Source organism: Pseudomonas sp. CFBP 8770 (assembly GCF_014841705.1).
GTDB lineage: Bacteria > Pseudomonadota > Gammaproteobacteria > Pseudomonadales > Pseudomonadaceae > Aquipseudomonas.
On the sequence record NZ_JACYUL010000006.1, the window covers coordinates 17,609 to 32,189 of the forward strand.

At 61.5% G+C, this 14,581-nt stretch carries 13 protein-coding genes; 3 read left to right on the forward strand and 10 right to left on the reverse strand.

From position 1 onward, the window contains the following. Nucleotides 1-88: 88 nt before the first annotated feature. The 5 genes from gltP to IFT98_RS14350 form a co-directional block, all read right to left on the reverse strand. Nucleotides 89-1,402 (reverse strand): glutamate/aspartate:proton symporter GltP, encoded by a 1,314-nt coding sequence (gltP, locus tag IFT98_RS14330; protein ID WP_192050375.1) that lies wholly within the window; start codon nt 1,400-1,402, stop codon nt 89-91. Nucleotides 1,403-2,023: 621 nt separating this feature from the next. Next, a complete protein-coding gene (locus IFT98_RS14335) occupies nt 2,024-2,494 on the reverse strand; it encodes an inhibitor of vertebrate lysozyme family protein (protein WP_192050373.1) in 471 nt (156 codons plus the stop codon). A gap of 2 nt (nt 2,495-2,496) precedes the next feature. Further along, nucleotides 2,497-2,661 (reverse strand): DUF1328 domain-containing protein, encoded by a 165-nt coding sequence (locus tag IFT98_RS14340; protein WP_043191899.1) that lies wholly within the window; start codon nt 2,659-2,661, stop codon nt 2,497-2,499. 60 nt (nt 2,662-2,721) lie between these two features. Next, complete coding sequence (locus tag IFT98_RS14345) at nt 2,722-3,006, reverse strand: hypothetical protein (protein ID WP_192050371.1); 285 nt, start codon at nt 3,004-3,006, stop codon at nt 2,722-2,724. A gap of 173 nt (nt 3,007-3,179) precedes the next feature. Next, nucleotides 3,180-4,055: a BON domain-containing protein gene (locus IFT98_RS14350; protein WP_192050369.1), complete on the reverse strand. Its 876-nt coding sequence runs from the start codon at nt 4,053-4,055 to the stop codon at nt 3,180-3,182. A gap of 210 nt (nt 4,056-4,265) precedes the next feature. On the opposite strand from IFT98_RS14350, the gene algB reads away from it, so the two are divergent. After that, the gene (algB, locus tag IFT98_RS14355; protein ID WP_049860524.1) at nt 4,266-5,612 is read left to right on the forward strand and encodes a sigma-54-dependent response regulator transcription factor AlgB; all 1,347 of its coding nucleotides are present in this window, start codon (nt 4,266-4,268) and stop codon (nt 5,610-5,612) included. Continuing rightward, nucleotides 5,609-7,396 carry a KinB sensor domain-containing domain gene (locus IFT98_RS14360; protein ID WP_192050367.1) on the forward strand — a complete coding sequence of 596 codons (1,788 nt, stop codon included), beginning with the start codon at nt 5,609-5,611 and terminating at the stop codon, nt 7,394-7,396. The genes algB and IFT98_RS14360 overlap by 4 nt, the downstream gene beginning before the upstream one ends. Before the next feature lie 26 nt (nt 7,397-7,422). On the opposite strand, the gene IFT98_RS14365 is transcribed toward IFT98_RS14360, so the two are convergent. The 5 genes from IFT98_RS14365 to IFT98_RS14385 form a co-directional block, all read right to left on the reverse strand. Then, on the reverse strand, nt 7,423-9,042 hold the full coding sequence (locus tag IFT98_RS14365; protein ID WP_192050365.1) for an EAL domain-containing protein: 1,620 nt from the start codon (nt 9,040-9,042) through the stop codon (nt 7,423-7,425). A gap of 88 nt (nt 9,043-9,130) precedes the next feature. Continuing rightward, nucleotides 9,131-9,904: an N-acetylmuramoyl-L-alanine amidase gene (locus IFT98_RS14370; RefSeq protein WP_192050363.1), complete on the reverse strand. Its 774-nt coding sequence runs from the start codon at nt 9,902-9,904 to the stop codon at nt 9,131-9,133. A 134-nt stretch (nt 9,905-10,038) separates the two neighbouring features. Continuing rightward, on the reverse strand, nt 10,039-12,021 hold the full coding sequence (locus tag IFT98_RS14375) for a GGDEF domain-containing protein (protein ID WP_192050361.1): 1,983 nt from the start codon (nt 12,019-12,021) through the stop codon (nt 10,039-10,041). A gap of 83 nt (nt 12,022-12,104) precedes the next feature. Then, nucleotides 12,105-12,740 carry a thiol:disulfide interchange protein DsbA/DsbL gene (locus IFT98_RS14380; protein WP_122714865.1) on the reverse strand — a complete coding sequence of 212 codons (636 nt, stop codon included), beginning with the start codon at nt 12,738-12,740 and terminating at the stop codon, nt 12,105-12,107. A gap of 200 nt (nt 12,741-12,940) precedes the next feature. Beyond that, entirely contained in the window at nt 12,941-13,546 is a 606-nt protein-coding gene (locus IFT98_RS14385) for a c-type cytochrome (protein ID WP_192050359.1), read from the reverse strand. A gap of 178 nt (nt 13,547-13,724) precedes the next feature. Here IFT98_RS14385 and yihA point away from each other — a divergent pair, with 178 nt between their 5' ends. Beyond that, nucleotides 13,725-14,363 (forward strand): ribosome biogenesis GTP-binding protein YihA/YsxC, encoded by a 639-nt coding sequence (gene yihA / locus IFT98_RS14390; protein WP_122480098.1) that lies wholly within the window; start codon nt 13,725-13,727, stop codon nt 14,361-14,363. The last annotated feature ends 218 nt before the right edge of the window (nt 14,364-14,581 follow it).

Here is a 14,581-nt window from a genome sequence, read left to right on the forward strand (position 1 = left end):
GTACGAGCCGCGTCGCCGGGTAGGCTGCGGATGCAGGTGTCATCGCAGCGCGCCGTTCGCGGGCAGAGCCCGCTCCCACAGAGCCGCGTCAGGGGGCGACGCGGTCCTTGTTGCGCCAGTGCGGCAGGGAATTCCAGTAGCGCTCGCCCTTGGCATCGTCGTACATGCCTTCCCAGCGCGAGATCACCAGCACGGCCAGGGCATTGCCGATGACGTTGAGCGCGGTACGGGCCATGTCCATGATGCGGTCGACACCTGCGATGAAGGCCAGGCCTTCGAGGGGAATGCCGACACTGCCCAGGGTAGCCAGCAGGACCACGAACGACACGCCCGGCACGCCTGCGATGCCCTTGGAAGTGACCATCAGGGTCAGCACCAGCATCAGTTGTTGCCCGATCGACAGGTCGATGCCATACAGCTGGGCAATGAACAGCGCCGCGATGCTTTGATAGAGGGTCGAGCCGTCGAGGTTGAACGAGTAGCCGGTAGGCACCACGAAACTGCTGATGGCCTTCGGTGCGCCATACGCTTCCATCTTCTCGATCACGCGCGGCAGGACGGTTTCCGAACTGGCCGTGGAATACGCCAGTACCAGCTCATCCTTGAAGATACGGAACAGCTTGAAGACCGAGAAGCCGAACAGGCGTGCGATCACGCCGAGCACGACGATGGCGAAGAACAGGATCGCCGCATACACCAGCACCACCAGTTTGGCCAAGGGCAGCAGCGACGCGAAGCCGAAGTTGGCCACCGTCACGGCAATCAGCGCGAAGACGCCGATCGGGGCGTAGTTCATGATCATGTGCGTGACCTTGAACATGCTTTCCGATATGCCCTGGAAAACCTTGACCAGAGGCTCGCGCGTTTCGCCCGGCAGACTCGACAGGCCCAGGCCGAACAGTACCGAGAAGAAGATGATCGGCAGCATGTCGCCGCGAACGATCGACGCAAAGATGTTCGAGGGAATGAGGTTGAGCAGGGTAGCGACGAACGCATGGTCGTGCTGCACTTCGGCTGTGGTTTTCTGATACTGCGAAATATCCACGGTGCCCAAGGTACTCATGTCGATACCCAGTCCAGGCTGGAACAGGTTGGCAAGGCCCAGGCCAACCAGAATGGCAATGGTGGTCACCACTTCGAAATAGAGGATGGTCTTCACGCCAATGCGGCCGAGCTTTTTCGCATCGCCCACGCCGGCAATGCCGACGATCAGAGACGAGATCACGATGGGTATCACGATCATTTTGATCAAGCGGATGAAGATGTCGCCTGCGGGCTGCAGGATGTTGCTGATCCACCAGGCCTTCTCGGCGCTGAAGTGATTGAGCACTGCACCCAGTGCGATGCCCAGTACCAGACCGATGAGTATTTGCCAGGCGAGGCTCAGTTTTGCCTTCTTCATGTCGTTACCCTTTTTCCAAGTCAACTCGTGATGCCTGTTCGCAAGCCGAACGGTCATCCGTAGAGGTTTCTTCACGCCGTGGCGAAACGCTTTGGCGAACGAAAAAAGGCGCAACTATTCCGATGCGTTGCAACAGCGTCTAATGCCGGAAACGACTACCCCATGCAGGATCGGCATAATGCAATTGGATGATTTTTTGTCTATGAGCTGTTCGTTCGGATAGACGACCAGTCGTCCTAAGCGAATTGGCAGGTTTGCCCAGAGAAGATGCGGAAAACGCCAGCGACGTTCGCGAAACCGAACGGAGGGGATTTTCTGCCGGGAAAAGATGAAACAAGATGGAAGGCAGCTCGACGCTGCTGAGATAGGCTCTGCGCAAGCCGAAGTACGTAATGATCGTACACGGCTTGCACAGTAGCTGTTGCCTGACCCGGCCCGGTTCGGAGGTCCTCCCTGTACCCCTAGGTCACTCCGAACCGACTGCATTCAGAACAACCCGACCCCATGGTCATGGCCGACACCTTCCGAGTGCCGGCCATTCAGGCCAGGATGACCCGGCCCAATCTTCAAATCAGTGACGCGTTGCCGTGGTGGTGCAAACCGCTACGACATCGCAGGAAGTCAGTACCAGTTAGGGTCTTTCTTCAACTGCTCCATCAGCATCTGCTGCATACCCTCGTCGGGCTTGCCGAGAAAGCGATAAGTCGCGTGGCGCGTAGGCGACTTGTCGGCGGGCAAGCCGGCGGGAACCTGGACGTACAATGCGTAGGCATCTTTTTTGTCCATACTGAACGCTACGAGCAGTCGCCCGCTGTTGCAGCTATCAGGGGTCTCGCACAACGGGCCTACCAGATAGTTGTCGCCATCCTCGGGGATCGCGGACATCTGTTCCGGCGAGGCGCCCGACAGATTGATGATCCAGTCCGGAACACGTTCCTCGGACTCGATCACCGACTGCCAGGTATCACGGTACTCTTTACTCGAGCTCAATAGCTCACTCACGCGAGCCTGACCGTCATTGGCGGCCATCGCCATGCTGCTGCCGACCAGCGACAGCGCCAGGGCTACACCCTTGAGGGTCATGCTGGCCATGGTCAGCCTCGACCGCGACGGCCGAAGATGAACGAGACGACGAACAGCACCAGGAATACTACGAACAGGATCTTGGCGATGCCTGCTGCGGTGCCGGCGATACCACCGAAGCCCAGGACGGCGGCGATGATGGCGATGATCAGGAATGTGACTGCCCAACTCAGCATGGTGTATCTCCTTTACGATTTGTCGTGTTTTAGCGGTTGATCAGATGCGTTGCCAGTACCTCAGAACACCCAACTGCGAATGTGTTCAACCGGTTCGCTGGTTTGTACGCGTTCAATGCTTCCGGATTGCTGCTTCCCAACCCAATGCGCACTGGCTGGATTGAGGTGAGCAGTGTCGACCAGACGCTCTTGGGGTGGCAGAAGAAGCCCCTGCTGCTGGGCGGACACCCAGCTCGCATACAGCTGCACCGCCAGCAGTGTCACCAGCGCCGCCAGAACCAGAAACAATGCCTGGCGCATCGTTTGGGACAGAGCGGACGCTTGAGCTGCTTGAGGACGGTTCATCCGGAGACTCCTTGCACTGGTGAATACATGTTCTTGAAACAGATATTGCAGCCTGCATGCCAACCTTGGAGCCTCAGTAAAACCTTTTAAAATCAATCGCTTGAACAATCATACGTTCCATGCGGAATAGCAACCTGCACGATGACCCGCGTGGGCTCGGGCGATTTGCACGATCAGAGTATCGGCTTGGATACTTTCAACAGATCGGCATCGACGCCACGGACGCCGCGGATGTTGCGCGCCACCTCTACAGCCAGGGTTTTCTGTTCGGAACTGGCGACGTCACCTTTGAGTGTGACCATGCCCGTGCGTGTTTCGACGTCGATGCTCAACCCATCCAGATCGCGATTGAGCAACAGGCTCGCTTTGATCTTGCTGGTCACCCAGGTGTCGCTCAAGGCTTCTTCGGTCTTCTTCGCCTTGGTTTCGGCCCGCGTCGTCGCCGTATCCGCAGCACCCAGACTGATCAGGTTGTTCACCTGATAGACGCCGTCGGTATTGGTTGCCAAGGTTCCGGCCAGTTGCTTGGCATCGGCAGTCTGCGCCTGGCCCTTGAGCGTCACGACACCGTCGTTGGTGGTGACCACGATGTCCAATGCCTGAGTACTGGTGTTCCACAGCAACTTGGACTTGATGATTGCCGTCAGGGTGGCGTCTTCCAGATGCTGGGCGAACTGCTGTCGCTGGTTGACGTGCTCGACCAGTTCCGGATTCAGGCTCAAGCGGTTATCGACCTTGTCGATGCCTTGGGTATTGAGGGCTACCTGCTCGGCAAGCTCGCGATCGACCTGGTCTTCCACGACACCGGTCAAGGTGGCGGTGCCCTCGCTGACCTGCACGCCGAACTCGAAGCCGTTGAGTTGTCGATTCAAGGCCAGGGCTGTCCAGATCGAGCCCTCCTGGCGTGCTGCCTGCAGCTTTCTCTCGAGGCTGGACAGTTCATGAGCAGGCTGCTCGGGGTTGGCGGGGGTGGCCGCCGAGGCCAGTGTCGACAGACCGACCAGCCCGACCATGGCGCTTGCCAACGTGAGTCGCTTGATACCACGCATTCTTGCTCTCCTCCCATTCAAGACAATCGGTTGCTATCGCAAGGCATATGCCAAACTTTTTACTTACTGAAAGCTCAGATATTTCATACAGTTAGAAATGTAACCAGCTAATAGCTACCATGCAGCCTGCCGAATCAATCAGAATCGACCATGCAACCTGCCCGATTTTTCCGGGACTAACCAAGAACTTTCTCTGAGGAGCGTAGGAACATGGAATCTGGCACGGAGCATAAAGGCCGCATTCTGCTGGTCGACGATGAGTCCGCCATCCTGCGTACCTTCCGCTATTGCCTGGAAGATGAAGGCTACAGTGTGGCCACGGCCAACAGCGCGAATCAGGCAGACACCTTGATGCAGCGCCAGGTGTTCGACCTGTGCTTCCTCGATCTGCGCCTGGGCGAAGACAACGGCTTGGATGTACTGGCACAGATGCGTGTGCAGGCGCCATGGATGCGTGTCGTGATCGTTACCGCGCATTCGGCGGTGGATACCGCTGTCGATGCGATCCAGGCCGGCGCCGCCGACTATCTGGTCAAGCCCTGCAGCCCTGATCAGCTGCGCCTGGCGACCGCCAAGCAATTGGAAGTACGTCAGTTGTCGGCCAGGCTCGAAGCGCTCGAGGGCGAGGTACGCAAACCCAAGGACGGTCTGGATTCGCACAGCCCGGCCATGATGGTCGTGCTGGAAACCGCGCGCCAAGTGGCGGTCACCGATGCCAACATCCTCATCCTCGGTGAATCGGGCACCGGCAAGGGCGAGCTGGCACGCGCCATTCATGGCTGGAGCAAGCGCGCCAAGAAAAGCTGCGTGACCATCAACTGCCCTTCGCTGACTGCCGAGCTGATGGAAAGCGAACTCTTCGGCCACAGCCGCGGGGCGTTCACCGGTGCCAGTGAAAGCACTTTGGGCCGCGTCAACCAAGCCGACGGCGGCACCCTGTTTCTCGACGAGATCGGCGACTTTCCCCTGACCTTGCAGCCCAAGTTGCTGCGTTTCATCCAGGACAAGGAATACGAGCGGGTGGGTGATCCGGTGACGCGTCGCGCTGATGTACGCATCCTGGCAGCGACCAACCTCAACCTCGAGGACATGGTCCGCGAAGGCCGTTTTCGCGAGGATCTGCTGTACCGCCTGAACGTGATCACCCTGCACCTGCCGCCACTTCGCGAACGCAGCGAGGATATCCTGACCTTGGCCGATCGTTTCCTGGCGCGCTTCGTCAAGGAGTACGCGCGGCCGGCAAGAGGCTTCAGCGAGGAGGCGCGGGCGGCTCTGCTCAACTACCGCTGGCCGGGGAATATCCGCGAGCTGCGCAACGTGATCGAACGGGCCAGCATCATCTGCCCTCAGGAGCGCGTCGAGGTCAGCCACCTGGGCATGGCCGAGCAGCCCGCCAACAATGCACCGCGCATCGGTGCGGCGCTGAGCCTGGACGAACTGGAAAAGGCCCACATCGGTGCCGTTCTGGCCACCAGTGACACCTTGGATCAGGCTGCCAAAACCTTGGGTATCGACGCCTCGACGCTTTACCGCAAACGCAAACAGTACAACCTATGAAGCTGGCCATGAAGCTGCACACCCGGCTGTTTCTCAGCATATCGGCGCTGATCACCGTCGCGTTGCTGGGGCTGGTGTTGGGCTTGGTCAGCGTGATGCAGATGGCTGCTTCGCAGGAAAGCATGCTGCGCAGCCACTTCACCACGCTGGACCTGGGACTCAAGATGCGCCAGAGCCTGGGCGATCAATTGGTCATGATGCTGGAGCCCGATCCGGATACCGCGGCCATCGGTCAGGCACAGCAGCAGTTTCAGGCGCTGCTCGATGAAGGCATCGCTCACGAGCAGAGTCACAGTGCCCACTATGGATTTCTCCAGTCCGCGGAAAACTTCCAGGCCTTTGTGGAGCAATACCGAGCCACCGCCACGCAACACCTGCCGCTGAGCCATAACCCGCCGCTGAGCCAGGCGTTCAATACCCTGCGCACGGGCCTGATCGATTCGTACAAGAACACTCTGCAAAGTATCGCCGCGCTGGAGCACAAGTCTCACGAACGGGCGATGTGGGTATCCGGTTTGCTCGGTCTGGTGGGCCTGGCGGTGCTGATCGTCGGTTTCTTTACCGCACACGGTATCGCGCGCCGTTTCGGCGGCCCCATCGAAGCGCTGGCCAAGGCGGCGGACGACATCAGTCAAGGTAATTTCGATGTGCAGCTGCCGGTTTCGCCGGCGGCGGAATTAAATCGGCTGGCCAGCCGCTTCGGCACCATGGCCGACGCACTACGCCAGCATCAGGCTACCAATGTCGATGAGCTTCGCGCCGGGCAGCAGCGTCTGCAAGCGGTGCTGGACAGCATCGACGACGGCCTGCTGATGATCGATCGACAAGGCCAGCTGGAGCATTTGAACCCGGTAGCGCAGCGTCAGTTGGGCTGGGAAGACCACCGCCTGGGCCTGGGCCTGGGCGAAGCGCTTGGCAGGCCCGATCTGGACGAGCAGTTGAACCTGATCCTGCGCGGTGGCAGCCTGGAGCGCGCGCTGGACGACCTGAGCTTCGAAGTCGATGGTGAAGCGCGTCTGCTGTCGTACAGCCTGACGCCGGTGACCCATACCCAAGGCAACATCCTCGGGGCGGTCATGGTGCTGCATGATGTAACCGAGCAGCGTGCGTTCGAACGGGTGCGCAGCGAATTCGTCCTGCGGGCCTCCCATGAGCTGCGCACGCCGGTGACGGGCATGCACATGGCCTTTGGGCTGCTGCAGGAGCGTGTGCATTTCCCCGAGCAGAGTCGCGAGGCCGATCTGCTCATGACGGTGAACGAAGAGATGCAGCGCTTGATGCAGCTGATCAACGACCTGCTCAACTTTTCGCGTTACCAGAATGGCCTGCAGAAACTGGTGTTGGCGCCTTGTGCCCTGGATGACCTGTTGCAGCGGGCCTACGAGCGCTTCGCCAGTCGAGCCCATGAACTGGGCATCCAGCTCACCGTCGAGCTGGCCGAAGGGCTGCCACGCTTGCATGTGGACGCGGGGCAGCTGGACCGGGTTCTGGACAACTTGCTGGAAAACGCCCTGCGGCACACAGCGGAAAATGGCCATATTCGCTTGCAGGCACGTCGCCATGCCGAACGGGTGATCATCAGCGTCGAGGACAATGGCGAGGGCATCGCGTACGGCCAGCAGGGGCGGATTTTCGAGCCTTTCGTGCAGGTGGGGCGCAAGAAGGGCGGCGCCGGACTGGGCCTGGCCCTGTGCAAGGAGATCGTGCAGTTGCACGGTGGGCGCATGGGCGTCTACTCAAGACCCGGCCAAGGCACGCAGTTCTACATGACCCTGTCGATCTAGCGGAATGGCCTGGGTGCCATGCGCATTCAGGCTTCGTCGCCGGCGCGCCGACCAGCGCGGCGGCGGCCCTTGGTGATCAGTTCCTTGAACTGGCGCGCGTTCAGCGCCTGGGCGAACAACCAACCCTGACCGTAGTCGACGCCCTCGCTCTCGAGCAGCAGCGCCTGTGCCTCGTGTTCGATGCCTTCGGCGATCACCCGCAGATCCAGGGCATGGGCCATGCGAATGATGTGCGGCGCCACGCCACTGCTCTCTGCGTCATCGCCCAGGGCGTCGATGAACGCCTTGTCGATCTTGAGGCAGTCCACGGGCAGGCTCTGCAAGTACGCCAGGCTGCAGTAACCGGTGCCGAAGTCATCGATCAATACCGTATGGCCCACATCGCGAAGGGCTTGAAGGTTTTCCCGCGCCACGTCGACGTCGATCAGTGAACGTTCGGTAACCTCGAAGGCGATCTGTTCGGGCGCTACGCGATAGATGGAGAGCAGCCGGGCCACCACCTCGCCGATGCGCGGCACGGTGACATCGCACGCCGCCAGATTCACTGAAATATACAAGTGCGGGTTGGCTCGCAACAGGTGGCTGAGCTGCTCGAGCGACTGCTGCAGGACGAAGTCGGTGATCTGGCGGATCTGGCCGCTGTGTTCCGCCAGCGGAATGAACAGTTCCGGGCTGGTGAGCGTACCGTCGGGGCGACGCCAGCGCACCAAGGCCTCGGCACCGACGCAGCGACGGTTGCTCAGATCGAAGATCGGCTGGTAGAGCACTTGCAGTTCGCCCCGACGCAACGCGCCGTGCAGCTCGCCGCCCATCGAGCGGCGCTGGGTGATCAGTTGCAGGACCAGCCAGCCGATGCACAGGGCCACCACCAAGCTGACAGGAAAAAGCAGCCACAGTGGGGTATCGAATATGGGCAGCTCCTTGCTGCGCGGAGCGATCAGCACCAACTGGAAGTCTGGGGACTTGGTCGACATGCGGTAGATCAACCGGTCCGAAGTGACCTGCAGGGCATCGACCGCATCGGCACGCCAGCCCGATACGGGCGGCCATGGCTGCTCGGAGCCCAGCACTGGAATCGCCCGGCGTCCCTGGTCGAGCACCACCAGCAGGCTGCCACCGGCGGGCAGATCGACCACGTCGCTCAGATGCCCCCGCGAGGTGGAAACCCGGAACGGCCCGCGACCGAGCATCAGGGCGGCCCAGTTGTCATTGCGCTGAGTGGTGGTGTTGAGCCAGTAACTGTAGGTGGAACCCTGGATGTCTGGCGGTCGACCCAGGCTGGCGACGTCCTTGCCACGACGGTTGGAGCAGCGCTGAGCGCCGTCGATGAACGCGGCTTCGAAGACGAAGCGGTTGTCGAAGCCGATCTTTTCCAGTGCATCCATCATCTGCGGGCCGCAGTGGCGTACAGGTTGAGCCTGCAGCGCATCGACCCCCTCGCGCAGCTGACCGAACACCTGCTCCAGGCGGATCAGGAAGCGTTCGCCACTGGCATTCATCTGCTGCCGTTCGTTGAGCTGAACCTGGTGCATGATCAACGCGAAACTGGCCGCGAACAGCAGCAGCGCGCTGGCCAGGGCGGCAAGCGTTGCCAGCGCCCAAGGGCGGTACAGAAGACTGCGGAGCTGCGGGAAAACGGCGGCCATCGAGGATCATCCAGTCGGGGGCATCAATGTATAGCAACCAGATGGCGATTGGCCCGCGCTTTCGAGCATATCGACGTGAAATCGGTTGTTACCTGCTGATGAGCGCCTGCAGGATCGCGGCGCTTTGCGCGTCGGGTTCGCCGTCGAAGCGTTGCTGACGGAAGTGCATCTGGAAGGCTGCGATAACGTGTCGGGTGGCTACGTCCAGCTCCCCGCTCTGGACCACCTCGTAACCCACTCGGGCCAACTGCTGCTGATACCACGCAATGCTCGGCGGGCTGGCCTGGAAGCGCGCCTGGTAGCGTGCCACGGCCTTCGCATCGGGCCACATGCCCAGGCCGTGTTCGGCCAGGCGTTGCCAGGGAAACATCGGCCCCGGATCGGTCTTGCGCAGCGGCGCGATGTCGCTGTGGCCAATGATGTTGCGCGGGGCGATGCCGTTGCGCTGGACGATATCCTTGAGCAGGGCGATCACTGCCTGGATCTGCGCTTCGCTGTAGGGGTACCAGACCCTGCCGTTAGAGGTGTCCTTGTAGCCGGGGTTGACGATTTCGATGCCGATGGAGCTGGAGTTGAGCCAGGTGCGGCCGTCCCATTGGCTTTCGCCGGCATGCCAGGCACGGCGGCTCTCGTCCACCAACTGGTAGACGGTAGCCGGCTGGTCGCCGATCAGGTAGTGGCTGCTGACTTCACCCTGGGTGAGCAACTGCAGCGAACGCGGCAGATCGGCCGAGGTGTAGTGCAGCACCACGAACTGCACGCGGTTGTCGTGGTTCGCGGACGGGTGACTGCGATCGATGCTCAAGCCGTTGGAGCAACCGGCCAGCACCAGCAGGGAGAGGGCGACGAGGAGCAACTTCATAGGGAGATCACATGCAGGTTTCGGGAAAAGAGCGTCAGCATAGCGTAGCCGGTTGTCTGGATTCAGCGGGCATGCATGACGTCGCGTTGCTGAATGTTGCGCGCGCCCGTTCGTGGCGGGATGGATCGGCAGGCTCAGGGCGCCGGTTCGATCTGGTTGCGTCCCGCTTCCTTGGCGCGGTAGAGCGCCTGATCCGCGCGCTTGAGCACCTGACTGGCATTCTCACCGGGTTTGAACACCGCCACGCCAGCCGACATCGTCACGCTCACGCGCTCGCCCTTGAAATGGAAAGGGCATTGCTCGACCGCTGCACGCAGGCGTTCGAGCAGGCGGCTGCCGCCGCCCAGATCGCTGCCGGGCATCAGCAAGGCGAACTCCTCACCACCGAAGCGAGCAATGAAGTCGTCGCCACGCAAGCCTTTGCGCAGCACGTTGGCGATGATCTTCAAGACTTTGTCGCCGGCCTGATGACCAAAGGTGTCGTTGATCGACTTGAAGTGATCCAGGTCCAGTATTGCCAGCAGCAGGCCATTGCCGGTTTGCTGCGAGCGTACGTGCTCCAGCACCAGTCGCTCGCTCCACGCGGCCCGGTTGGGCAGACCGGTGAGCGGATCGAGCAAGGCCTTGTTGCGCTGCTCCTCGAGTTTGTCGCGGTAGTCGAGGGCCTCGCGTTCCATGCTCGTCACACGCTCGCCCAAGCCCTGCAGACGCGCGGTGATTTCCTGTTCGCGTGCCTCGCGCTGCAGGCGGTGCTGCTCCATGCTCGCCAACAGGCCTTCGAGACGGCTTTCCAGCACCTGCTTGAGGCCGTCGATGTCGACAGCGCCACGCATGCTCGTCTGCAGCCCGTCGACGTGTTCACGCAGCACGTTGTCCAATGCCAGGGCGGCGCTGCGCGAGTCTGCATGGTCGCCGTGAGTCAGCTGCAACTGGCGCTGGAAATTCTCCAGGCGCTGGTTGAGCTGTTGCAGGTAGCGTTCGAACTCCTGCTGGCTGCCGTCGTTGACGGCGAGCATCAATACGGCGAGCTCATCGAGAACCGGCAACAGCTCGTACCAGTTCAACCCGCGCTGGATGCGCGCATGCATGGCCTGGGCCTGGGCCATGTAGCGCTCGGGCAGGGTCAGCTCGCTGAGCAGCTCGAGCAGGGTGGTTTCGATATGGCTGGCAACGCTGCTGTACGGCGGTTCAAGGCTGGCCGGCAAGGCGTAGAAAGCCTGCTCATCGGTCAGGCTGCTGTCGAGCACCTGCGACTGTTCAGCGGCATTCTCGCTGGGCGGGTCGATCATGGGCAATGCCACGGGGTTGGCTGCGCCAAGGGCAGGTGCGTCGCTGGCAGTGCTGCTCGCTGGCAGGCTCGGCTCTGGCTCTGGCTTTGGCTCTGGCTCTGGCTCTGGCTCTGGCTCTGGCTCTGGCTCTGGCAGCGGAACGGCGAGCGGGGCAGATTGCAATACGGGCTCGTCCACAGTGGACACTTGCGCCGCTCGAGTTTCGGACTCAGAAATCACGGGGGCAGGGACCGGAATGGCCATTGCCGGTTCATCCTGCGCTGCGGGCACAGGTATGGGCTGCACAAGGCTGACATCGACCGTGTCGGGACTGCCGAACAAGCGCTGCAGCAGGCCCGCGCGCTGCGCGCGCAAGGGTCGGTCGAGGGTATTGAGCGCCTGCTCCTGCAGACCACTGAGCTCACTGAGCAGCAAGGGCATCTCGCGCGCCTGGCCGGCCCGTTCCTCAAGGCCCTGCGCGAGCTTTTTCAAAGGTTTGCTGACATCGCGCGGCAACGGCAGCGACTGCAGTTGCGTAACCAGAGCCCCCAGCGCGGTGCCTATCTGCTGAACCCGGGACTGCCGACGCTTCTCGGACTCCAGCACGGCGATTTCCAGACGCGGTATAAGCGCGGCCAGCCGAGCATCCATGTCGTCGCCGCGCAACACCTCGCGCATCTCCTTCATGCATGCATCCACAGACCGATCGCTGCCTTCGGCCGCCAGGCTGCTGCGCACCAGGCCACGACGCAACAGGTCGAGGCGAGCGTTCCAGCGCCGCTCGAGCTTTTCCTGCTGGTCGATGCTGTGCAGGTATTTCTCTTTCCAGCGCTGGCTGTCGTCGCTCATGACAAGGATTGCTCGTTGACCTGCAGCTCACACCCACCCGCGATGGGTGCGCTGCGAAAACGTCGTATCGCGGGTGATGCCGCTTACTTGGCGGCACGTTCCTTGGCAATCAGCTGGTCGGCCACGTTCAGGGTCTGCTCGGGACCGCCGGAGGTGCCCAGGTCGAAACGGTACTTGCCGTTGACGATCATGGTCGGCACGCCGGAGATCTCATATTTCTTGGCAAGCTCCTTGGCCTTGGCGATCTGGCCCTTGATGGCGAAGGAATTGAACGTCTGCAGAAACTTGTCCTTGTCTACACCCTGGGTGGCGACGAAATCGGCCATTTCCTGAGGATCGGTCAGGCGCTTGTGTTCTTTCTGGATGGCATTGAACACGGCGTTGTGGACCTTGTGCTCCACACCCATGGCTTCCAGGGTCAGGAACAACTGGCCGTGGGCGTCCCACGGGCCGCCGAACATGGCTGGAATACGGACGAAATTGACGTCGGCCGGGAGCTTCTCGACCCAGGGATTGATAGTCGGCTCGAACGCGTAGCAGTGCGGGCAGCCGTACCAGAACATCTCGACGACTTCGATCTTGCCAGGCTCGGCCACAGGCACGGGGGCATTGAGCTGAACGTAGGTCTTGCCGGCTTCCAGCGGCACATCCGCCGCCTGGGCAGTCACGCCCATGGCACTGGCGACAACGAGGAAGGCGCCGAAAATCAGATTACGCATGCGTGACTCCTGAGCAGTTTCATACAAGGGAGGGATCGGTGACAGCACCGGACCCGCCTGATCGAGGCCGCTAGTGTAACGGCAGTGATGTCAAAAAAGGGTGGACGACGAGGGCCTTCGCGCTAAATTCATGGCACAAGAGATGTAACCGGGCGTAAGCCGCCCGCGAAGGCCCGCATCGGCCCCAAGCCCGAACGTTTTCACCGCAGCGCCTGAATATAAGTGGCCAGGGCGGCAATGTCGTCATCGTTCAGCCTGCCTGCAATGCTGTGCATGATCGCCGTGGCATCGCCCTCTTGACGAAAACCGGCCAGCCGCTTGATCAGGTACGGCGCATGCTGACCACGCAGCTGTGGAAAGCCGGCCAGCGCGGTGCCGGCACCATCGGGCGCGTGGCAGCCGCTGCAGGCAGGTACACCCAGCGCCTGGTCGCCACCGCGGTAGAGGTCCTGCCCACGCTGCACCAAGACGGCGTCGACTTCCGTGGCGGTGGGTGTCTGTTCGGCGTACCAGGCGGCGATGTCGAGCAGGTCCTGATCGTCCAGCTCCGCCAGCGTGCCGGCCATCTCCGGGACCACCCGACGGTTCTCGCGGATGTCCAGCAACTGCTGATTCAGGTAGCGCTCGCCCTGGCCGGCCAGCTTCGGAAAGATCGGCACCAGGCTGTTGCCGTTGGGGCCGTGGCACGCGGCGCACAGCGTCGTCAGCGGCTGCCCTCGGGCGCCGTCGCCCACCGTGCCGGCAGCACTTGCCGCGCTGCTTGCCAGCAGCGCGCAGAGCAGGCCCATCACACGCATCGCGCTCATCGACTGATCCAACCAGGGTGAAGTTCGCAGCCAACCGCACTGTACGGCAGGCCTGGGCGCATTATGCCTGCACGCAGGCCATTGCCGGCAAAATCACCCACATATTGTCCAGCCCTATATACTTCGCTGCATCGTTCTTGCGGCCGCTGCATCGGGCCCTGCCTCTACCGGAAATCACATGCAACTCAAAAACCCCATCCTGGGCCTGTGCCAACAGGCTACCTTTTCGCTCAGCGCCGCCAAGGTCGAGCAGTGCCCCGATGACGAAGGGTTCGAGGTCGCGTTCGCCGGCCGTTCCAATGCCGGCAAGTCCAGCGCCTTGAACACCCTGACCCACGCCAGTCTGGCACGGACCTCGAAGACCCCAGGGCGCACGCAACTGCTCAACTTCTTCAACCTGGACGAAGAGCGGCGGCTGGTCGACTTGCCTGGCTACGGCTACGCCAAGGTGCCGATCCCGCTCAAGCTGCACTGGCAGCGTCACCTGGAAGCTTATCTGGGCAGTCGTGAAAGCCTCAAGGGGCTGATTCTGATGATGGACATCCGCCATCCGATGACCGACTTCGACCTGTTGATGCTCGACTGGTCGGTGGCCAGCCACATGCCCATGCACATTCTGCTGACCAAGGCCGACAAACTGACCTACGGCGCAGCCAAGAACACCTTGCTCAAGGTTCAGGCCGAGATTCACAAGGGGTGGGGCGACGCGGTCAGCATCCAGCTGTTCTCCGCGCCCAAGCGTCTTGGCCTGGAAGACGCCTACACGGTGCTGGCACGCTGGATGGAGCTGCCGGACAAGAACACGGCAGAGGCCTGAGCCTGCCGTGAAGAAAATTCGGGCAAAAAAAACCCCGGACTTCGTATGGGGAGGGGGAAGTCTGGGGCTCAAGGTCCGAACCGCTGAGGGTCCGGATATCTGCCAACACTTAACACAACATAGGAGCATCGAAAGGCTTCACTAGCCAATCCCAATGTCTGACTGGGAGAGGCCGGGGGAGTTCCTTGGCAGATGCAAACTATTTGCACTAAGTCGTT